This is a genomic window from Streptomyces malaysiensis subsp. samsunensis, assembly GCF_024519315.1.
Lineage (GTDB): Bacteria > Actinomycetota > Actinomycetes > Streptomycetales > Streptomycetaceae > Streptomyces > Streptomyces malaysiensis.
Genome location: NZ_JANIIC010000008.1, coordinates 28,136 through 48,680, shown reverse-complemented (window position 1 = coordinate 48,680; position 20,545 = coordinate 28,136). Strand labels below are relative to the sequence as shown.

At 70.8% G+C, this 20,545-nt stretch carries 18 protein-coding genes; 9 read left to right on the top strand and 9 right to left on the bottom strand.

The window, feature by feature from the left end:
* Window positions 1-63: 63 nt before the first annotated feature.
* Complete coding sequence (locus tag NQU54_RS09485) at window positions 64-786, top strand: TetR/AcrR family transcriptional regulator (RefSeq protein ID WP_257630670.1); 723 nt, start codon at window positions 64-66, stop codon at window positions 784-786.
* 243 nt (window positions 787-1,029) lie between these two features.
* Here NQU54_RS09485 and NQU54_RS09480 read toward each other — a convergent pair whose 3' ends face one another.
* Window positions 1,030-1,752, bottom strand: a complete 723-nt coding sequence (locus NQU54_RS09480; RefSeq protein ID WP_257630669.1) for a TetR/AcrR family transcriptional regulator — start codon at window positions 1,750-1,752, stop codon at window positions 1,030-1,032.
* 121 nt (window positions 1,753-1,873) lie between these two features.
* Here NQU54_RS09480 and NQU54_RS09475 point away from each other — a divergent pair, with 121 nt between their 5' ends.
* Complete coding sequence (locus NQU54_RS09475; protein WP_257630668.1) at window positions 1,874-3,007, top strand: FAD-dependent oxidoreductase; 1,134 nt, start codon at window positions 1,874-1,876, stop codon at window positions 3,005-3,007.
* Window positions 3,008-3,207: 200 nt separating this feature from the next.
* Window positions 3,208-4,170, top strand: coding sequence for a YihY/virulence factor BrkB family protein (locus NQU54_RS09470; RefSeq protein WP_257630667.1), 963 nt, complete (start codon window positions 3,208-3,210; stop codon window positions 4,168-4,170).
* A gap of 91 nt (window positions 4,171-4,261) precedes the next feature.
* On the opposite strand, the gene NQU54_RS09465 is transcribed toward NQU54_RS09470, so the two are convergent.
* Entirely contained in the window at window positions 4,262-5,698 is a 1,437-nt protein-coding gene (locus NQU54_RS09465; protein WP_502362197.1) for a D-alanyl-D-alanine carboxypeptidase family protein, read from the bottom strand.
* A 10-nt stretch (window positions 5,699-5,708) separates the two neighbouring features.
* Between NQU54_RS09465 and NQU54_RS09460 the strand changes: the two genes are divergently transcribed.
* Both NQU54_RS09460 and NQU54_RS09455 read left to right on the top strand, forming a co-directional pair.
* The gene (locus tag NQU54_RS09460) at window positions 5,709-5,960 is read left to right on the top strand and encodes an SCO4848 family membrane protein (RefSeq protein ID WP_069870392.1); all 252 of its coding nucleotides are present in this window, start codon (window positions 5,709-5,711) and stop codon (window positions 5,958-5,960) included.
* A gap of 87 nt (window positions 5,961-6,047) precedes the next feature.
* Window positions 6,048-7,649 carry a metallophosphoesterase gene (locus NQU54_RS09455; protein WP_257630665.1) on the top strand — a complete coding sequence of 534 codons (1,602 nt, stop codon included), beginning with the start codon at window positions 6,048-6,050 and terminating at the stop codon, window positions 7,647-7,649.
* A 25-nt stretch (window positions 7,650-7,674) separates the two neighbouring features.
* Here NQU54_RS09455 and NQU54_RS09450 read toward each other — a convergent pair whose 3' ends face one another.
* The 6 genes from NQU54_RS09450 to NQU54_RS09425 all read right to left on the bottom strand — a co-directional run bounded on the left by NQU54_RS09450 (window position 7,675) and on the right by NQU54_RS09425 (window position 13,768).
* Window positions 7,675-9,354, bottom strand: a complete 1,680-nt coding sequence (locus NQU54_RS09450; RefSeq protein WP_257630664.1) for a VanZ family protein — start codon at window positions 9,352-9,354, stop codon at window positions 7,675-7,677.
* Window positions 9,355-9,646: 292 nt separating this feature from the next.
* Entirely contained in the window at window positions 9,647-10,420 is a 774-nt protein-coding gene (locus NQU54_RS09445; RefSeq protein WP_069870388.1) for a succinate dehydrogenase iron-sulfur subunit, read from the bottom strand.
* Window positions 10,420-12,174 (bottom strand): succinate dehydrogenase flavoprotein subunit, encoded by a 1,755-nt coding sequence (gene sdhA, locus NQU54_RS09440; protein WP_257630663.1) that lies wholly within the window; start codon window positions 12,172-12,174, stop codon window positions 10,420-10,422. The genes NQU54_RS09445 and sdhA overlap by 1 nt, the downstream gene beginning before the upstream one ends.
* Window positions 12,175-12,196: 22 nt before the next feature.
* Window positions 12,197-12,667, bottom strand: coding sequence for a succinate dehydrogenase hydrophobic membrane anchor subunit (locus tag NQU54_RS09435; RefSeq protein WP_069870384.1), 471 nt, complete (start codon window positions 12,665-12,667; stop codon window positions 12,197-12,199).
* A gap of 5 nt (window positions 12,668-12,672) precedes the next feature.
* On the bottom strand, window positions 12,673-13,053 hold the full coding sequence (gene sdhC, locus NQU54_RS09430) for a succinate dehydrogenase, cytochrome b556 subunit (protein ID WP_257630662.1): 381 nt from the start codon (window positions 13,051-13,053) through the stop codon (window positions 12,673-12,675).
* 157 nt (window positions 13,054-13,210) lie between these two features.
* Window positions 13,211-13,768, bottom strand: coding sequence for a 2-oxo-4-hydroxy-4-carboxy-5-ureidoimidazoline decarboxylase (locus NQU54_RS09425; protein WP_093701894.1), 558 nt, complete (start codon window positions 13,766-13,768; stop codon window positions 13,211-13,213).
* A gap of 264 nt (window positions 13,769-14,032) precedes the next feature.
* Here NQU54_RS09425 and NQU54_RS09420 point away from each other — a divergent pair, with 264 nt between their 5' ends.
* The 4 genes from NQU54_RS09420 to NQU54_RS09405 all read left to right on the top strand — a co-directional run bounded on the left by NQU54_RS09420 (window position 14,033) and on the right by NQU54_RS09405 (window position 19,074).
* Window positions 14,033-15,679, top strand: a complete 1,647-nt coding sequence (locus NQU54_RS09420) for a beta-N-acetylhexosaminidase (RefSeq protein WP_257630661.1) — start codon at window positions 14,033-14,035, stop codon at window positions 15,677-15,679.
* Between the two features lie 536 nt (window positions 15,680-16,215).
* Complete coding sequence (locus NQU54_RS09415; RefSeq protein WP_257630660.1) at window positions 16,216-17,121, top strand: DUF4328 domain-containing protein; 906 nt, start codon at window positions 16,216-16,218, stop codon at window positions 17,119-17,121.
* Window positions 17,122-17,182: 61 nt separating this feature from the next.
* Complete coding sequence (locus NQU54_RS09410) at window positions 17,183-17,863, top strand: RNA polymerase sigma factor (RefSeq protein WP_079257967.1); 681 nt, start codon at window positions 17,183-17,185, stop codon at window positions 17,861-17,863.
* Window positions 17,863-19,074, top strand: a complete 1,212-nt coding sequence (locus NQU54_RS09405) for a hypothetical protein (RefSeq protein ID WP_257630659.1) — start codon at window positions 17,863-17,865, stop codon at window positions 19,072-19,074. The genes NQU54_RS09410 and NQU54_RS09405 overlap by 1 nt, the downstream gene beginning before the upstream one ends.
* A 510-nt stretch (window positions 19,075-19,584) precedes the next feature.
* On the opposite strand, the gene NQU54_RS09400 is transcribed toward NQU54_RS09405, so the two are convergent.
* The gene (locus NQU54_RS09400) at window positions 19,585-20,481 is read right to left on the bottom strand and encodes a L,D-transpeptidase family protein (RefSeq protein ID WP_257630658.1); all 897 of its coding nucleotides are present in this window, start codon (window positions 20,479-20,481) and stop codon (window positions 19,585-19,587) included.
* Window positions 20,482-20,545: the final 64 nt, after the last annotated feature.

The window sequence follows — 20,545 nt, the reverse complement described above, 5'->3', positions numbered from 1 at the left end:
CATTCCTTGACACGAACAGCGTTCTATAAGCGAACGCTGTTCGTGTCAAGCTATGATGGCCGGGTGAACCCGAGAGAGCGACGCGCGGTGCGCCACCAGCCGCCGGACCCCGAGGCCGAAGCGGCCCCCAGGCCGCGGCGCCGCAAGACCCCGATCACCGTGGAGCAGGTTGTCGACACGGCCCTTGGCGTCATCGCCACGGAGGGCTACGAGGCGCTGACCATGCGCCGGCTGGCCGGTGCGCTCGATACCGGACCCGCCTCGCTCTACGCCCATGTGGTCAACAAGGCCGACCTCGACGAACTGCTCATCGGGCGGCTGTGTGCCGAGCTCGTACTGCCCGAGCCCGACCCCGCGGCCTGGCGGGAGCAGATCCGCGGCGTGTGTACGCAGATCCGCGACCAGTACCTGAAATACCCCGGAATCTCCCGCGCCGCGCTCGCCATGGCCCCCACCGACCTCGAGACCGTGCGCGTCACCGAAGGAATGCTGGCGATCCTGCTCGCCGGTGGCGTCGCCCCGCAGGCCGCCGCCTGGGCCATCGACGCCCTCCTGCTGTACGTGGCCGCCTACTGCCTCGAGGTGTCGATCGCGCGCCGGCGATCGGCGCACGACGACGCCACCTGGGTCCTCGACCGCGATGAACTGCTGCGCCGGTTCACCGCCCTGCCTGCCGCGACGTTCCCCCACACCACCCGCCACGCCGCCGAGCTCACCGCCGGCGAGGGCCACGACCGGTTCGACTTCACCCTCGGCCTGATGATCGACGGCGTGGCGCACCGCTGAGCGCTCCGCCGGACGTGCGCCGACCTGCCGTCGCTCGTCCGCGGCGGCGTCGTGGCCGGTCGCGCCCACGCGGCGGAGCCGCGCATCGACATGGCCCCGCGCCCCTTCGGAGCGCCTTTCGGGTCGCGGTCGGCTTCCGCCATCCGCTCGGCCCGGCGTCGCCCTCCCGCCTCATGGCCGGATCGCGGGCCTGTTCGGCGGGATCGTTCGGCTGGCCTGTTTCAGCCGTTCTGTTCGGCGGGTCTATGCATCGGGCGGGTGGGTCGCGGCGATGCCGGTAAGGACGAGATCGATCCCGGCGAGGAACTGCTCGCGGTCGTCGTGGCCGCGCATCTGGTACGCGACGGCCCGGGTGAACACGTAGTCGTCGGGATCGAGCTCTTCCCAGGCCGCCGCCGTGGCGTCGAGGAACTCGTCGCGGTCCAATCCGCCTCCGCCGGCGCGGGCGTTCGCGGCGTTCTGGCCGGCGGCGCCCAGGATGTAGTGCATCAACGCCGAGGTCACCACGAACCAGCTGCCCTCGGGTACGCCCAGTGCGCGGACCCGCCGGCCGAGGCTCTCGAAGATCCGCGGCGCCACCGACCCCCAGGGGCTGCGGGAGAGGTGGGTCGCGAGCTGTGTGGCGAGCCACGGGTGCTCGTCGATCGCCTCGAACAGGCCGAGGGCGACAGCGCGGATCTCGTCCCGCGGCGAGTCAGGGGCCCCCGCGGGCGAGTCCGGGGCCCCCGTGGGCTCGACGGCCAGAGCGGCGGCGACGACGGTTTCGGTGGCGGCGCCGAGCAGCTCGTCCTTGTTCTCCACATGCCAATAGATCGCCCCGGGCCCGGTGGCGAGGCGCTCGGTCAGCGCCCGGAACGTCAGCCCGCCCTCGCCTGTCGCGTCGAGCAGCTCGACGGCGGCCTCGACGATGCGCTCACGGGAGAGCGCCTCTGTGCGCCGCTGTGACCGGCGCGTCCGCGTTGCCATGTCGCCATCTTGACATGACTGGAACGCCATTCCAGCATGGAGCGCCATTCCAGTACTGGAACGACATACCAGAGAGGTCGGCCGGGCCTCACCCGGCGGCCTCGACCCCGAAGGAGCCACGATGCGCACTCATGTCACGATCATCGGCGCCGGACTCGGCGGCCTCACGCTCGCCCGCGTCCTGCACGTCCACGGAATCCCGGCCACCGTTTACGAGGCGGACTCCTCGCCGATGGCTCGCGCACAGGGCGGGATGCTCGACATCCACGACTACAACGGGCAGCTCGCCCTCGACGCGGCGGGCCTGATGGACGAGTTCCGCGGCCTCATCCTGGAGGGCCGCCAGGCGATACGGATCCTCGGCCGGGACGGGGCCGTTCTGTTCGACCAACCCGACGACGGCACGGGTGGGCGCCCCGAGGTGCAGCGCGGCGAACTGCGGCGGATCCTGCTCGAGTCGCTCCCGGCCGGCACCGTCCGGTGGGGGCACAAGGTCAGCGGCGTCCGTTCGTTCGGCGGGGGTCGCCATGAGGTGACGTTCGCCGATGGCGGCACGGTCGTCACGGGCCTGCTGGTCGGCGCGGACGGCGCGTGGTCACGGGTCCGGCCGCTGCTCTCCGACGCCACACCCGAGTACGCGGGCACGTCCTCCGTGGAGAGCTACCTGTTCGACGCCGACACCCGGCACCCCGCGAGCGCGAAAGCGGTCGGCGGCGGGTCGCTGTTCGCGCTCGCGCCGGGGAAGGGGATCCTGGCTCACCGGGAGAGCGGCGGGACCCTCCACACCTACGTGGCGCTGTCCAGGCCGCAGGACTGGTTCGCCGCCATCGACTTCACCGATTCCGCCGCGGCCACCGCCCGGATCGCGCGGGAGTTCGACGGCTGGGCGCCGGAGCTCACCGCGCTGATCACCGACGGTGAGACCGCGCCGGTCCCGCGCCCCTACAACGCACTGCCCGTCGAGCACCGGTGGGAGCGGGTGCCGGGGGTGACCCTGCTCGGCGACGCCGCCCACCTCGCGATCCCCAACGGCGAAGGCGCCAATCTGGCCATGCTCGACGGCGCGGAACTCGGCAAGGCGATCGCCGCGCACCCTGACGACATCGAGACCGGCTTCGCCGAGTACGAGAAGGCCCTCTTCCCGCGCAGCGCCGAGGTCGTCGCCGAAGGCAACCTCCTCCAGGAGCGCTTGTTCGACGACAACGCGCCCCACAACCTGATCGACATGTTCACCGGACATGAGCAGCCCCGATAGACCGACGACCGGACCGACGACGTCCTTCGCCGGGTGAACGTGTCCTCCTCGATCCGGGGCATATGAAGTGATCGTGCGCTCGTATTCACGCCCTCACCGAAAAGAGTGATGAGCGGAGTGTCGGTACGGGGAACCCGGATATCCGTACCGCGCGTCGGCGCGCCGAGGAGTGACACCGCGCAGAAGGGTAGTTGCTGATCATGGAATCGTTGACCCGGCTGCCTGTCGTCGGCCCCGCGCTGGCTTGGTTGATGCAGACCCACGCCTGGCGTACGTACGAGCGGCTGGACCGCGTCCACTGGACCCGGCTCGCCGCCGCGATCACGTTCACCAGCTTCATCGCGTTCTTCCCGCTCATCGCCGTCGGGGCGGCGATCGGCGCGGCCACGCTCACCCAGGCGCAGATGGCGCAGCTCCAAAGGAAGCTCGCCCAGCAGATCCCCGGTATCTCCGGCCAGCTCGACCTGGGCGCACTCGTCCAGAACGCCGGCACGATCGGAGTCGTCGCGGGCGCCCTGTTGCTGTTCACCGGCATCAGCTGGGTGGGCTCGCTGCGCGAGTGCCTGCGCGCTGTATGGGAGCTGGAGGAGGGCCCCGGCAACCCGCTGGTGCGGAAGGTCAAGGACGCCTTCGTGCTGATCGGGCTGGGCGGTGTGGCGCTGGTCTCGTTCGCCGTGTCCGCCCTGGCCGCCACCGCCGTGGGCCGGATCGCCCAGCTCATCGGCATCCCCGAGAACGGGGTCGGCGGCTGGCTGCTGCGGATCGCCGCGTTCCTCATCGCCGTCGGCGCCGACTTCGTGCTGCTGTGCTACGTCCTGACCTGGCTCCCCGGCGTGGAGCCGCCCCGCCGAGCGGTCGCCGTCGCCGCGCTCATCGGCGCGATCGGCTTCGAACTGCTCAAGCTGCTGCTCAGCAGCTATCTGAAGGATGTGGCGGCCAAGAGCATGTACGGGGCGTTCGGAGTGCCCATCGCCCTGCTGCTGTGGATCAACTTCACCGCGAAACTCACGCTGTACTGCGCCGCCTGGACCGCCACCCCGCCCGCCGCCCAGGCCGAACGGGAGGCCGAATGGGCGGCCGAGGCGGACAAGGCCCAGCCGTCCGGGCCGGAGGCCGAGGAGACCCGTGCCAGCGGGCCGGAAGGCCCGCAGGCGGCGGCGTGACGAACGGATGGCGGCGGCCGTAAGGCGGCCATGGTGGCTGTAAGGCGGCCATGGCGACCGTAAGGCGGTCGGCGGCCCGGTGGAGGGCCGCTCAGTCGTGCGAGCGGCGCCGTACCAGCTCCGGCAGCGGCCAGCGGCGGTGCACTCCGAAGGCCAGCGCGCCCAGCAGCACCAGGGAGCCGCCCGTAATGCCCACCGCGGTCCAGATCCCGCCGGAGCCCCCGCTGTCCGTGGAGACGGACGCCTGGGCGTGCTCGTGGTCCTCCTTGCCACCGGCCGAGGGGTGGTTCGCGCCCGCCGCGCCCGGCCGGACGAGGGTGCCGATCGGGTTCACCGAGTCCGCCGCCTTGAACCCCCAGTCGAAGAGCCTCGCGGTCTCCTTGTAGACCTCGTTCACCTCTTTCTCCTGCGGATTCATCACGGTGACCAGCAGCACCCGGTTGCCGCGCTGGGCGACCCCGGTGAAGGTGGCGCCCGCGTTCGTGGTGTTGCCGTTCTTGACCCCGGCGATGCCCTTGTAGGGCTCGACACCGAGGCCGGTCAGCAGCCGGTTGGTGTTCTGGATGCCGAAGCTGGAGCGGGTCTTCTTGCCCTTCTTGTCCTTCTCGAACGTCCCGGGGAACTGCGCGGTCGCCGTCGAGCAGTACTCCCGGAAATCCGCCTTCTGCAACCCCGAGCGGGCGAAGAGGGTCAGATCGTATGCGCTGCTGACCTGGCCCTTCTCGTCATAGCCGTCCGGGGTGACCACATGGGTGTCCCGGGCGTTGAGGTACTCCGCGTGTGCCTGCATCTCCTTTACGGTCGCCGGGACACCGCCGTTCATGGCCGCCAGCACATGCACCGCGTCGTTGCCCGAGCGCAGGAAGACGCCGAGCCACAGGTCGTGGACCGAGTAGGTGTAGTTCTCCTTGACCCCGACCAGACTGCTGCCCTCACCCATCCCGTCCAGGTCGGACAGTTGCACCTTGTGGGTCTTCGTCTTTGGCATCTTCGGCAGCAGCGTGTCCGCGAACAGCATCTTCAGGGTGGACGCGGGCGGCAGCTGCCAGTGGGCGTTGTGCGCGGCGAGCACATCGCCCGACTCGGCGTCCGCCACCACCCAGGACTTACCGCTGAGCTCCTTGGGCAGCGCGGGCGCGCCCGGCTTCGGGTCCACCTGGGTGCCGGGGCGGCCGAGTCGCTTCCCGCCCACCGTGGACATACGGGCGGGCGGCTTGACCGCGTCGGTGGAGCCGCCCGGCTGGTCGGCGGCGTGCGCCGGGGCGGCGGCGAGCGGACCGCACAGCAGGAGGGCGGCGGTGGCGGCCGTGGCCAGCGGGGCGGCGGCGCGGCGGGAGGGGGTGCGGCGGACGGGGGTGCGGCGACTCCCTTCGGCGTTGCCCTTACGGGTGCGGTCTCGGACGTGAGTGCTGGTGAAGGAAGGTGTGGGCACGGAGGTGAACGTACCTGGCGTCGCTGAGGAGGGCGACAGCAGCGCCGACGTATTGACGACAGACCCCCGCGTGGAGGTATCGGGGGCCGCGCCCATACTGGAACCCATGAAGCTCAGCCGCCCCGTGTCCTGGTTCCTGCTCGCCTTCGGGGTCTGGAGCTGGGTCATCTGGTTCACCTTTGTCAAAAATTTGTGGAAGGACGCCAGCGGACTCGCCTTCGACGACTCCGGCGATCCCACCGCGTACTTTTGGGTGCATCTGCTGCTCGCGATCACCTCGTTTCTCTTGGGGACGGCGATCGGGCTGATCGGGTTGCGCGGGGTGCGCGCCCTGCGTCGGAATGACGCCTCCGAGTAGCCGCTCCAGGCAGTCGTCAGCTGCTCAGTCGCTGCTCGCTCAGTCGCTGTTTGCTCAGTCGCTATTCGCTAGGGAAGGGGACCGGGGATGGTCGTGCTCTTCGTCCTGATCGCACTGGCCGCCATCGGTCTGCTGACCGGCGTCCACTGGTACGTGTGGCGGCGGCTCGTCCGCGATACGACGGCGCGCGGGGGATGGGCGCGCCGTACGGGTACGGCGGCGGCCTTCGCGCTGCCGCTGATCAGCGTCGGTGCGCTGGTCGCGGGCCGCGCGGGCGCACCCTTCCCGCTCCAGCGCGCGCTCGCCTGGCCGGGCTACCTCTGGCTCGCCCTGCTTCTGTACCTGACCCTCGCCCTGCTGGCCGGTGAGGCGGTACGGCCTCTGCTGGGGGCGTGGCTGGGCCGCCATGAAAAGTCCGCTGATGTGCGGTCGACCGGGGGCCCGGCGGCGGCCGCCGGACCGGCGGCGGCGCCCAGCGGGGCCCCGGCGACCGCGAGCGCCCCGGTGGGCGCCGCCGCGCGCAACGCCGATGGCGCGACGACGGCACCCGCCGGGGCGGCGGGCGGGCTGCCGGCGGCGCTCGCCGACAACAGCGCGCCCGCCGCAGCGGCGACGCCCAACGGCGCGGGCACGGCCGTGGCCAGCGGCTCGGTGAAGGCCGGAGACGCCACGGGTGAGGCGGTCACGGCCGCCGCGGACGGCGTAGTGACAGCTACCGCGGGCGGGACGGGCGCGGCCGTTGCGGACGGTGGGGCGAATGCCGTCGCGAACGGTGCGGTCAAGGGGGTCGAAGGTCCGGCGGAGGGCGCCACGGGTGAGGCGGGCGTCGGTGGGGTCGTGGGTTCCGAGGGTGCGGGCCCCGCGCCCTCTCGGCGGCTCTTTGTCGCGCGGGCCGTGGCCGTCGGGGCCACCGCCGTCGCCGCCGGGACGGTCGGGTACGGGACGTACACCGTGCTGCGCGGGCCGAGGGTGAAGCGGATCACCGTGCCACTCGCCAAGCTGCCGCGCGGGGCGCACGGCTTCCGGATCGCCGTCGTCAGCGATATCCACCTCGGGCCGATCCTCGGCCGCGCCCATACCCGGCGGGTCGTCGAGACGGTCAACCGCACCAATCCCGACCTCGTCGCCGTCGTCGGCGACCTCGTGGACGGCAGCGTCGCGGACCTCGGTCCGGCCGCCGAGCCGCTGCGCGCGCTGAGCGCCCGCCACGGCAGCTACTTCGTCACCGGCAACCACGAGTACTACTCGGGCGCCGACGAGTGGGTGGACCGTGTGCGCGAACTGGGCCTGCGCCCTCTGGAGAACGAACGCACCGAGCTGCCCGGCTTCGATCTCGCCGGGGTGAACGACGTCGCGGGCGAGAGCGAGGGCCACGGCCCCGACTTCGGCAAGGCGCTCGGCGACCGCGACCGTTCGCGCGCCTCCGTGCTGCTCGCCCATCAGCCCGTGGTGATCCACGACGCCGTGAAGGCGGGCGTCGACCTCCAGCTGTCCGGCCACACCCACGGTGGTCAGCTGTGGCCCGGCACCTACGTGGCCGAGCTCGCCAACCCCACCGCCGCCGGTCTCGAGCGGTACGGCGACACCCAGCTCTATGTGACCCGCGGCGCGGGAGCCTGGGGCCCGCCGGTACGGGTCGGGGCGCCCCCGGACGTCACCGTGGTGGAGCTCGCCTCGACCCGCGCCTGAGCGAACGCCGCCAGCCCGCCCCGTATCAGCGGGAGTCGGCGGCGGACCGCTGAGCCTCCGCCGCCGAGCCGGTGGTTGCCGCGGTGGCCATGGTGGCCGTGGTGGCCAGCGGACGGCAGGAAGCGTCCGCGGGCCCGTCGTCGGCGTCCTGCGCGGTCGCGACCGCGACCGGAGCGGCCCGGTCGCCGGGCCGTGCGGCGGCCTGCGTGTCGGCTCCCGTGGCGTCCCGCGCGGCCCGCGTGGCCCCTGCGGTACCGCGCGTGGCCCCCGCAGCATCCCCGGTGGCTCCCGCGGCGTCTCGTGCGGCTCCCGCGGCCCCCGTGGCGTCCCGCGCGGCCCCCGCGGTGTCTGGTGCGGCCCCTGCGGTGTCTGGTGCGGCCCCTGCGGTGTCTGGTGCGGCCCCTGCGGTGTCTCGTGCGGCCCTCGCGGCGTCCCCCGCGCCCCTCGCGGCGTCCCGCGTGGCCCCCGCAGCATCCCCTGCGGTTTCCGCGGCCCGGCCCTTCGCGGCGGTCTGCGCGGCCCGTATCGCTCGGCTGTGCGGCAGCGTGGCGTTGCGGATGCCCGAGATACGGTCGTGCGGTGCGAGCCGGTCCGGGTGGCGCAGCGTCTTCCGTACGCAGGTCACGGTCAGCGTGAACCCGGCCAGCACCGCCAGCAGTTGACCGGGGCTCAGCGCCGTGAGCACCGCCGCCGCGCCTTGGGCGCCCGAGTCGCGGACGGTGGTGAACAGGACGGACGGGTACGGCTCGTTCAGCAGGATCACCACGGCCAGGAACAGCCCCGACAGGAACGGCATCGCCAGCGCCCCGAGTAGCAGCGCCCGCAGAGTGAGCCGCCAGGGCAGCAGCGGGCCGCCGTCGTCCGCCACCAACTTCAGCAGCAGCAGCAGCTTTCCGGGTGTCGTGCCGGTCGCCAGCGGCAGGAGTACGAACCAGGCGACGAAGATCGCGATCGGCGTCCATGTCGGGGCCGTACCGCTCTGAAAGGTCATCACGGCCATGGCGAACACCGATGCAAGGACATATCCGGCCACATCCACGACCAGCGCCGTCAGCCGCCGCCCGAACGGAGCCGGACGTGTCGCGAGCGCCCGCCCGTCCAGCGTCTCCAGCGTGGGCAGCATCCGCGCGACCGGTCCGGCCAGCAGCCAACCGGCCATCGCCCCCGCCGTGTTGACGATCAGGTCGTCCACGTCGAAGAGCCGGTACGGGCAGTTGTAGAGGCCCCACACCCCGGTCCACTGCGTCAGCTCGAAGAACAGCGAGACCGTGAATCCGATAAGGGCGGTGGCGCGCAGCGAGCGCACGAAGTGATAGCGCAGGAAGATGCCGAGCGGCAGAAGCAGTAGCAGATTGAAGAGGGTTCCGGCGACGGCGGGGTTCTGGAGGACCAGCGCGTTCAGCCCGATCTTGTGGTCGGCCTCTTTCCAGATGTCTCTGAAGGTGTTCCCGGGCATCCACTGCGGATGGGCCACCATCGCGAACCGCTGACACATATCGGCGGTCTGCTTCGGCAGCGGCACGATCGTCATACAGAAGGCGGTGAGCGAGTAGTAGAGGAAGCCGTACACCGACAGCGTCCGCCCCCGGGACATCACGCCATGACGGCGGTACAGGAGGACGGCTGTCGGCAGGAGTAACACCAGTGCCAGCAGCGGGAAGAGGGCGGCGGCGGTCTTGATCGGCAGAAGGTAGGCGGTGGCCATGAGCACGACTATACGTGATGTGTATACCTCGTGTGTATAGCCTGGTCTGCGCGGTGCCCGGCGGCTTTCCCCTCCCCGCCCCTTCCCGAAGCATCGATATGCGGCTCCGCCGCGGGGCAGGGGCGGGGAGGTGAGTCGCCCGCGGCAAGCGTCAAGATCCGTCGGACACCCCATAGCCCTACGCGCCCAAGGCGACCCGCCATGACGAAGGCCCCGCCCCCGGATGTCGTCCGGGAAGCGGGGCCTTCGCCCACGAACTCAGCGCCGCGAACTCCGAGCCAAACTCAGCGCCTCAGAAGCGCCGCGTGATCAGCGCCCGCTTGACCTCCTGAATGGCCTTCGTGACCTCGATGCCCCGCGGGCACGCCTCGGTGCAGTTGAAGGTGGTACGGCAGCGCCAGACGCCGTCCTTGTCGTTCAGGATCTCCAGCCGCTGCTCACCGCCCTCGTCACGGGAGTCGAAGATGAAGCGGTGCGCGTTGACGATCGCCGCCGGGCCGAAGTACTGGCCGTCGTTCCAGAACACCGGGCACGACGAGGTGCACGCGGCGCACAGGATGCACTTGGTGGTGTCGTCGAACCGCGCGCGGTCCTCCGCGGACTGGAGCCGCTCACGCGTCGGCTCGTTGCCCGTCGTGATCAGGAAGGGCATCACATCGCGGTACGCCTGGAAGAACGGCTCCATGTCCACGATCAGGTCCTTGAGGACCGTGAGCCCCTTGATCGGCTCGACCGTGATGGGCTTGTCCGGGCTGATGTCCTTGATCAGCGTCTTGCAGGCCAGCCGGTTGCGGCCGTTGATCCGCATCGCGTCGGATCCGCAGATGCCGTGGGCGCAGGAGCGGCGGAAGGTCAGGGTGCCGTCCAGGTCCCACTTGATCTTGTGGAGACCGTCGAGGACGCGCTCCTTCGGATCGATGTCGATCTGGAAGTCCTCCCAGACCGCCTGGTCCGAGACCTCCGGGTTGAAGCGCCGGATCCGGAAGGTGACGGTGATCAGGTGCGAGGCGGTGGCGTCGGCCGCCTCGGGGGCCTGGTCGGGCTTCTCAAGCGTGGGGGTGCTCATCAGTACTTACGCTCCATCGGCTGGTAGCGGGTCTGCACGACCGGCTTGTAGTCGAGGCGGATGGACTCGGCGCCGTCCGCGCCCACCTCTCGGTACGCCATGGTGTGCCGCATGAAGTTGACGTCGTCGCGGTTCGGATAGTCCTCGCGGTAGTGGCCGCCGCGCGACTCCTTGCGGGCCAGTGCGGAGATGGCCATGACCTCGGCCAGGTCGAGCAGGTTGCCCAGCTCGATGGCCTCCAGCAGATCGGTGTTGAACCGCTTGCCCTTGTCCTGGACGCTGACGTTCTTGTAGCGCTCCCTCAGATGGCCGATCTCCTCGACGGCCTCCTTGAGCGTCTGCTCGGTGCGGAAGACCATGACGTTCTTGTCCATGGTCTCCTGGAGCGCCTTGCGGACCTCGGTGACCCGCTCGGTGCCGGTCGCGTCCCGCAGGTTCTCCACCTGGCCGACGACGAACGCGGCCGGGTCCTCCGGAAGCTCGACGAAGTCGGCCGTGGCGGCGTACTCCGCGGCGGCGATGCCCGCCCGGCGGCCGAAGACGTTGATGTCGAGCAGCGAGTTGGTGCCCAGGCGGTTGGCGCCGTGCACCGAGACGCAGGCGACCTCGCCGGCCGCGTACAGGCCCGGGATGACGGTGTCGTTGTCCGCCAGCACCTCGCCCTGGACGTTGGTCGGGATGCCGCCCATCGTGTAGTGCGCGGTCGGCTGGATCGGGATCGGGTCGGTGTACGGCTCGATGCCCAGGTAGGTCCGTGCGAACTCGGTGATGTCGGGCAGCTTGGCGTCCAGCTGCTCCGGCGGCAGGTGGGTGAGGTCCAGATAGACGTGGTCGCCCTCGGGACCGCAGCCGCGGCCCTCGCGGATCTCCGTGTAGATGGAGCGCGAGACCACATCGCGCGAGGCGAGGTCCTTCATGACCGGCGCGTACTTCTCCATGAAGCGCTCGCCGTCCTTGTTGCGGAGGATGCCGCCCTCACCGCGGGCGCCCTCCGTGAGCAGGATGCCCATGCGCCAGATGCCGGTCGGGTGGAACTGGAAGAACTCCATGTCCTCCAGCGGCAGCCCGCGCCGGTAGGCGACTGCCTGGCCGTCACCGGTGAGGGTGTGGGCGTTGGAGGTCACCTTGAAGAACTTGCCGCAGCCGCCCGAGGCGAAGACGACGGCCTTCGCCTGGAAGACGTGCAGCTCACCGGTGGCCAGTTCGTAGGCCACCACACCGGCGGTGCGCTTGACCCCGTCGACCTCGGTGAGCAGCAGGTCCAGGACGTAGAACTCGTTGAAGAACTCCACACCCTCCTTGACGCAGTTCTGGTACAGCGTCTGGAGGATCATGTGGCCGGTGCGGTCCGAGGCGTAGCAGGACCGGCGGACCGGGGCCTCGCCGTGGTTGCGGCTGTGGCCGCCGAAGCGGCGCTGGTCGATGGTGCCGTTCGGGGTCCGGTTGAACGGCAGGCCCATCTTCTCCAGGTCCAGGACCGAGTCGATGGCCTCCTTCGCCAGGATCTCGGCGGCGTCCTGGTCGACCAGGTAGTCACCGCCCTTGATCGTGTCGAAGGTGTGCCACTCCCAGTTGTCCTCCTCGACGTTGGCGAGGGCGGCGGCCATACCGCCCTGCGCGGCGCCGGTGTGGGAGCGGGTCGGGTAGAGCTTGGTCAGCACCGCGGTGCGGCTGCGCTTGGTGGACTCGATGGCCGCGCGCATTCCGGCCCCGCCGGCGCCGACGATGACGGTGTCGTACTTATGGATCTTCATGTGGATACCTCAGCCCCGGGGCCTAGCGGATGTTCGGGTCGAAGGTGAAGATCACCAGGGTGCCGAGCACGATGGTGAATCCTGCCGCCGTGTAGAGCAGCGCCTTCAGCCACAGGCGGGTGTTGTCCCGCTCCGCGTAGTCGTTGATGATCGTGCGCAGGCCGTTCGCGCCATGCAGCGTGGCGAGCCAGAGCATGATCAGATCCCATGCCTGCCAGAACGGCGAGGCCCAGCGGCCGGCCACGAAGGCGAAACCGATCTTGGTGACACCGCCGTCCAGAACCAGCTGGATCAGCAGATGGCCCAGGACCAGGACGACCAGCAGGACGCCGGACAGGCGCATGAAGAGCCAGCCGTACATCTCGAAGTTGGTACGGGTCGCCCTGGGCGTCTTGCGGGTGCGGGCCCGCGGCGGCTCGATGACCGGGGCCGGATGATCCACGTCGTACCCGGTGACCGAGTCGCTCGCGGGGGTGGTGGTCTCGGCGGACATGTGCGTCAGCTCCCGAACAGTTCGCGCAGCGTGTGCTGGAGGACCGGGTAGAAGGCACCGGCCATCAGCACGACCCAGACGCCGACGACGGCCCAGAGCATCTGGCGCTGGTACCTCGGCCCCTTGGACCAGAAGTCGACGGCGATGACACGAAGGCCGTTCAGGGCGTGAAACAGGATGGCGGCCACCAGGCCGTACTCCATCAGGTTCACGACGGGATTCTTGTATGTGGCGACCACGTTGTCGTACGCCTCGGGCGAGACGCGGACCAGCGAGGTGTCCAGCACATGTACGAACAGGAAGAAGAAGATGAGGACGCCGGTGACTCGATGAGCCACCCAGGACCACATACCTTCCCGGCCGCGATACAGCGTTCCAGCCGGCACGGAAAAACCCTCCGGAAGCGGGATTGGGGCCTGCCGGCTTCGCGGTCGGTCGGGCCCGGCCGGGTACGGTCCACCGGCCCTGGCCATCGTACCGACGTGCTGTCGGAGGGGCGGTCCGGGGGGGCTCAGGTGTGATCAAACAGGCACGGAAGGGCGATCATGCGATTCGGAACCCGGGCACTTCCGGCATAAGGGACCGATTTCCGGTCAGTCGGACGAGCCTGCCGCGGGCGATGCACCGCAGCTCCTCGGCGGTGTTGTCCCGCTCCTTCTCCCGTTCGTTGCCCAGCCGGTCCCGGATCCCGGTCAGTAGCCGGTCCAGCCGCTCCTCGGGCCGCAGACCATCCAGACAGATGACGAAAACGTGACCGAATCGACGCTCGTACGCGTCATGGGCGGCCTGGAGTGCGGTATGGGCGGCCAGTGACCCCAGGCTGTCCGCGGGCGGCAGCTCATGGCCGACGACCGACTCGTCCGCGAGCGCCTCGTCCAGGTCGGCGGGGGTGAGGTCATAGCTGGCCTCGTCCCCGGCGGCCAGCAGCGCCTCCAGATCGGGGTACGGGCGGTGGGCCGCGATCAGCCGGGCCCAGCGGCGGCTGCCACAGCAGGACAGCAGCGCGGCCTCGGCCGCGTCGGCGGGGGCGGTGTTGAGCCGGTCGAGGCGGGAGGCTGTGGCGCGGGACCTGGACCTGGACAGCGTGGACTCCTCGGACACGCATGAGGCGCGCGGGGGGAACGGACGCCCGGGACATACGGGCGCCCGGGGAGGCGAGGGAGAGGTGGGCTGGGCGTATGAGCAGTACACGGTAACGACGTACGGGGGCGGGTGTGGCGGGGGGAACGCGATATCACCCGAACGGGGAGGTTTTACTGCATGTGGTGGACGGCATTCGGGGCGCAGGGTGTTTTCCGCCCGGAATAGGGTGCTTTTCGCCCGGAACAAGGGCGGAACAAGCCCGGAACAAGGAGGTACACCGCCATGGGACTGCCGCTCAGAGCGACCAAGGCGTCCTGCGCCCGCGGTCTCATCGCGGGTGCCGTCGTCACTTCCGTCCTGCTGACCCTGGGCTGTCAGCAGGACCATGGCGGGCGCCCGGCCGCTACCCGCTCCACGCCCGCGCACCCCTCCGCGCACGCCACGACCGCCACCGCCGCGCGATCCCCCTCCGCCGTCCCGCCCCACGGCACCGCGGCCGCCACCCCGCCCCGCACCATCCCCTCCGTCCGCGACTTCACCGCGGCCTCGGGCTCCGGCTGGCGGCCCGGCGACAACAGCCGGGTGGTGGCCGACCTCAACGGTCCGCTCGCCGACGAGGCCCGCATGATCGCCGCGGAGCTGGGGCTCCGCACCGCCTCCGGCACGGCCCACCGCGGTGACCTCTCCCTCGCCCTCGCCCCGCGCCAGAGCGGCGGCGCCGAGGCATACACCCTGACGGTCGCGGACGGCAGCGCCCGGATCACCGGCCCGGCCGACGCGGGCGTCTTCTACGGCACCCGCACCGTGAAACAGGCCCTGCGCTCCGGCGGCCGGCTCCCCGAGGGCGTGATCCACGACCGGCCCGACCGCGCCCAGCGCGGTCTGAACCTGGACATCGCGCGCAAGTTCTACCCGGCCGCGTGGATCGAGGCCCGGATGCGCGAGATGGCCGATCTCAAGCTCAACCAGCTGGCCCTGCACTTCTCGGACGACCAGGGCTTCCGCATCCAGAGCACCAGCCACCCCGAGATCGTCTCGTCCCAGTACCTCACCAAGGACCAGGTCCGGCAGATCGTCGCGCTCGGACGGCGGCTGCACATCACCGTCATCCCCGAGATCGACTCGCCGGGTCACCTCGGCGCCGTCATCAGGGCCCATCCGCAGCTCCAGCTGCGCAACGCGGGCGGCACCACGTTCCAGGGGTCGGTGGACATCGCCAATCCGGCCGCGGCCCGCATCGTCGACGACCTGATGCGCGAGTACGCCCCCCTGTTCCCCGGCCGCTGGTGGCATCTGGGCGCCGATGAGTACCTCGCGCTGACGGTCAAGGACCCCCAGGCGTCGTTCCCCAGGCTGGTGGCCGCCGCGAAGGCGAAGTACGGCCCCAGCGCCACGGTGCAGGATCTGGTCACCGGCTGGCTGAACGACCGGGCCCGGTTCGCCCGGAAGCTGGGCAAGCAGCCCAAGGCGTGGAACGACGGCTTCGTCACCGGCGGCATCGTCAAACCCGACAAGGACATCGAGGTCGAGTACTGGACGGGACGGCTGAAGGAGACGGCGCGGCAGCCGCAGGAGTACCTGCGGGAGGGCCGCAAGGTGGTCAACCTCAATGACGAATACCTCTACTACGTGCTCGGCCAGCCCGGTGGCTTCACCTACCCGACCGGCGAACGCATCTACAAGGAGTGGTCCCCGGCGGTGCTCCGCAGTTCCAAGCCCGTCCCCGACAAGACCCTCACCGGACCCGACCGGGTGCTCGGCGCCCGCCTCGCGATCTGGGGCGACCGGCCCGAGGCCCAGACCCCCGCACAGGTGGCCCGGGGCATCCAGCTGCCGCTCGCCGCGCTGGCCCAGAGGGTGTGGTATCCGGGGAAGCCGCCGCTGAGCTGGTCGGACTTCACCCGGCTCGCGCATCGGCTCGGGGTCTGAGAAGCGGGTCCGAGAACCGGGTCCGAGAAGACTGGGGAAGGCCCCAGAGAAAGCCCCGAGCGGGATCCGGGAGGAATCCGAGAGGGATCCAGAAGGAATCCGCGAGGGATGCGCGAGGGGGGAAAGAAGGACGGTCGGGGCCGCCACCCCCCACAGGAGAGGCCCCGACCGTCGTTCAGGGAGAGCCTGCGAAAGGCTCGTACCCCCTACAGCGTCGCACGGCTCGGTTCCGTCACACCCCCCTTGTACGAAACCGGGGACTTCACCCCGTGTCCGGGGCCCGTTCCGCTCTGGACGTGACCGGTCGGATGCCCGTAACGTGCAGGTCCGCGCTCTGGGCGCGGTCAGAGGCTTATTTTCTCGCGTGGCCCGGAGCGGGCCACGTTCCCAGGGGGACTCAAAAGACCATGTATCCGTGTGGGAACTGCCGGGCTGTCGCCGTCGGCCCCGACGGGCGCTGTGCCGCATGCGGGACTTACCAGCAGCAGCTTCAGCAGCCGGCCGCGCCTCCGCAGCAGCCGTCCGTCCCGCCGCAGATGCCGCCGGCGCCCGGCGGCTACCCGGCCGCCCCGCCGATGGGCATGCCGACCGGCGGGGTCGATCTGCGGCGCGGGATTTCCACCACGCTCGTCACGCTCTTCGGACTGGCGCTCCCGGCGCTCATCTTCCTCCTGGTGGCGCGATCCGGCCAGTACGGCGTGATCGGGGACATGCTGGACGCGGTCGAGGGCAAGTCCGTCTCCCTCACCGAGGACGACCTCAACGACGCCGACGACCTGTTCACCGCGGCGCAGGTCATCTACTCGCTGCTCACCGTCGCGATCGCCGTGGTCTGGGCGATCTGGTTCCGGCGGCTGCGGCTGAACGCCGAGGTCTTCGCGCCCGGCCAGCACCGCTTCAGCAGCGGCTGGGCGGCCGGTTCCTGGTTCACCCCCGTGGTGAACCTGTGGTTCCCCAAGCAGATCGCCAACGACATCTGGCGCGCCAGCTCCCCGCAGGGGCCGCACGCCGTGAGCCGCGGTCTGCTCAACGGCTGGTGGGTGACGTGGATCGTCGCGCTGGTCACCAACGCCGTCGGCGGACTCCGCTACAACATCCTGCGGGCCAAGGTGGAGAGCGACGACTACACGCCTTCGCGCTCCGAGGCGAAGAGCGACATCGAGAGCCTGCACTCCATCCTGGCCTTCGACATGTTCGCCATCGTGATCTTCATGGCCGCGGCGGTCCTGGCGCTGCTGCTGGTCCGGCAGATCACCACGATGCAGGAGCAGCGCGCGTCGCTGCCCCCGCAGATGGCCGGCCCGGCCCCGTACGGGATGCCGGCGCCGAACCCGTACGGCTCCCCGGCCCCCGGGCCCGGCCCGTATGGTGCCCCCCAGATGCCGCCGACCCCGCCGCCCGGCCAGCCCGGCCAGCAGTACCCGCCCTACGGGCAGGGCTAGCCCGCGGGTTACGCCGGAAATCGACTGACCACGGATTCTCCGAGTGGGGCAGGAAGAGAGCGTGCAGCCGGACGACGCGGAACTGACCGCCGCGGTGCGCGCGGCGCAGGAAGGGGACGAGACCGCCTTCCGGACCGTCTACCGGTCCGTGCACCCTCGTCTCCTTGGTTATGTGCGCACGCTGGTCGGCGATGGAGACGCGGAGGACATCACCTCCGAAGCATGGCTGCAAATCGCCCGTGACCTGCAACGCTTCAGCGGGGACGCGGACCGGTTCCGGGGCTGGGCGGCACGTATCGCCCGTAACCGGGCGCTGGACCACATACGGATGCGCGGACGGCGTCCCGCCATCGGCGGCGACGATTCGGAGCTGGAGTTCCGCGCGTCCGAGGCGGATACGGCCGGGGAGGCGATGGAAGCCATCGGCACCGGCCGGGCGCTCGGGCTGATCTCCCAGCTGCCACAGGACCAGGCCGAGGCGGTGGTGCTGCGGGTGGTTCTCGGCCTCGACGCCAAGAGCGCGGCCGCGGTGCTGGGCAAGCGGCCGGGCGCGGTGCGCACCGCCGCCCACCGGGGGCTGCGGCGGCTCGCCGACCTGATCGGCCCGGTGATGGGGGGCGACTCGGGGGCCGACGGCATCCCAGGGCAACGTGAGTCACACCGCGGCGGCGCAACCAAGCCGGGTGTGGCGAAGTCTGCTGGTGTGACGGATTCACGCGCGCCAACGCAGAAGGACATGTGATGGCCGAAGACCACCGCTACAGCTGGCTGGATGACAATGCCGCGGAGCGGTTGCTTCGCGGCGAACCGGTCGAGGGGCAGCCCGTAGCCCCTGACGGCCGGGGCGACCAGTCATATGCCGATGCGGAGCGGTTGGCGGCCGTGCTCAGCGCCGTTGCCGGCGCGGGCCGTCCGGTGTCCCCCTCCGACGGGCCCGCGCTTCCGGGCGAGGAGGCGGCCTTGGCCGCCTTCCGGGCGGCCCGTGTCGGGGCCGGGGCCGAAGCGGGCACCGTGGCCGAGATGGGTATGGCCCGGCGGCCGCACCCGATCCGGAGATTCAGAGAGAGACAGCCACGGCTGCGCCGCCCGCTGCGGGCGGGCATGGTCGCGGTGGTGGCCGGCTGTGCGCTGAGCGGCTTCGCGGTCGCGGCCGCGGCGGGTGTGCTGCCGACCCCGTTCGGGCAGAGCGACCACACTCCGGGCCCCTCGGTGAGCATGCCGAACGGCGGATCCGGCGGGGATTCCGCCCATCCGGAGATCTCCGAGGACGGCGGTACGACGGCGCCCGATCCCAGCGGTTCGGGCGACAACGATGCCAGCGACGTGGGTTCGAGCGGCGCCCAGGGCGGGGCCGTCACCCCCGATCCCGACGGCAAGGACAAGAACGGCGACACAAAGGGCCCCTCGTCGAACAGCTCGGGGCCCGGCGTTCCGAACTGGGCCCTCACCGCCTGCCCCCAGTACCTGGCCGCGGAGTCGGGCTCGGGCACGGGACTCGACAAGAAGTCGCTGAAGAAGCTGACGAAGGCGGCGGGCAGCGCGTCCGCCATCCACGGCTACTGCACCCAGATCCTCTCCGACGACAGTACGGGCACCCCGCGCAGCGACGAGAACTCGGGCAACGGTGGCGGCGGCGCGGGCGGCGGCTCGGACAACGGCGACTCCGGCGGTTCCGGCGACTCCGGTGACTCCGGTGACTCCGGCGGCTCGGGTGAGGACGCCGGGTCGGGCAGCGGTGGCGACTCGGGCGGTGATCAGGGAAAAGACGGCGGGGACGACGGCTCGGTCCCCCAGCCCCCGCCTCCCCCGGCGGACCCCACGGACACGCCGAGCGACGCCACCACGCCGACGCCCGCGGTTGACTCCGCGACCTCCACGGATCCGGCCACTTCGGGCGACCCCACGACCACTTCGGAAACGGGTGTCGGCAGAGACTCCGGCACCCAGGTGTGACGTTTTTTTCAGCGGTGACGCTGAAAGAAACGGGCCGACTGGTCATCGGCCGCGCGGGAGCCGAGGTTCCCCCCGTACCGACGGCTCCGCGCATTCGGCGCGGGCAGAGCACGTTCCCCCGGCTCTGCCCGCGCCGCCCTCTTTTTTTGGAGGCTCGGTTCTCCCCCAGCTACCGCTGGGAGGTGCCCCCGCCGGGGCGCTTGTGCCGCTGTCGACGGTCGACCGTGCTCGGCCCCTTCGTTCCTCAGGGGCCTCCGCGCGCTCTCCCTTTCGACAGCGACGCGCCCCTTCGGCTCGCCCCCAGCTACCGCTGGGAGGTGCCCCCGGCCGGTAAGCCCAAGCGCCCGGATGCTCTACGGCACCCTGCGACTCGTCCCTAGCCACCGTTGGGAGGTGCCCCGGCCGGTCAGCCCCAGCGCCCGGATGCGCTATGGCGCCCCTCGGCTTACCCAGTCACCGTTGGGAGGCGCCCCCCGGCCGGATGACCCAGCTACCGGAGACCGATGGGGCCTACTTGTAAACCACGACCTTGTCGCCCGCCTTCACCTTTCCGAAGAGGGTCGCGATCTTCTTCTTGTCGCGGACGTTGACGCAGCCGTGGGAGGCGCCGCTGTAGCCGCGGGCGGCGAAGTCCGCCGAATAGTGCACCGCCTGACCGCCGCTGAAGAACATCGCGTACGGCATCGGCGTGTGGTAGATCGTCGATACATGGTCCCGGCTCTTGAAGTTGACCTGGAACAGCCCCTCCCGGGTCGGGGTGTACTCCGAGCCGAAGCGCACATCCATCGCCGACACCACCCGCCCGTTGACCATCCAGGCCAGGGTGCGGCTGCTCTTGCTGATGCACAGCACCCGGCCGGTCAGGCACCGCGCATCCGGTTTGGCCAGCGGAAGGGTGGTCGGCGGGTACAACTCGTCGCGGGTGGGGGTCTTGGTGGCCGAGCGCAGTGAGGTCCAGGTGCGCCGGTCCACCGAGCCGGTGGCCGCGAGGCCGTGGCCCCGCTGGTAGGCGCTGACCGACGCCTGCGTGATGGTGCCGAAGTAGCCGGTCGGGTTGCGGTGGAAGACGCCGACCGCGCGCAGCCGCGCCTGGAGTTCGCGCACCCGGTCCCCGCTGGTGTTGAAGGCGATCACGGGCGGGACCACTCTCGGCGCGGTGCGCCGCGGCGCGGGTGTCGTGGCGCGCGGCGGGGGCACCACGGCCCGCTTGGGCTTGGGCGTGGCCTTGTGGGTGAAGGTGCGATGCGGCCGCGGCGTGTCCCGCGCGGGTGTGTTGGTGCTGGTCCGGGCCTGGGGTCGGTCCTGCCCCCGGCCGTTCACGGTCGCCTCCCCAGGTCGGCATCCCGCGATCAGTGCCGCCGCCGTGGCCGTGGCCAGCGCGGTGCCGACCACCGCTGTCCGGTGCATCTGAACCCCCACTCCCCTGATCTTTTTGCTCTGAATGCTTCCCGGGGCTGCCGGGGGGCGAACA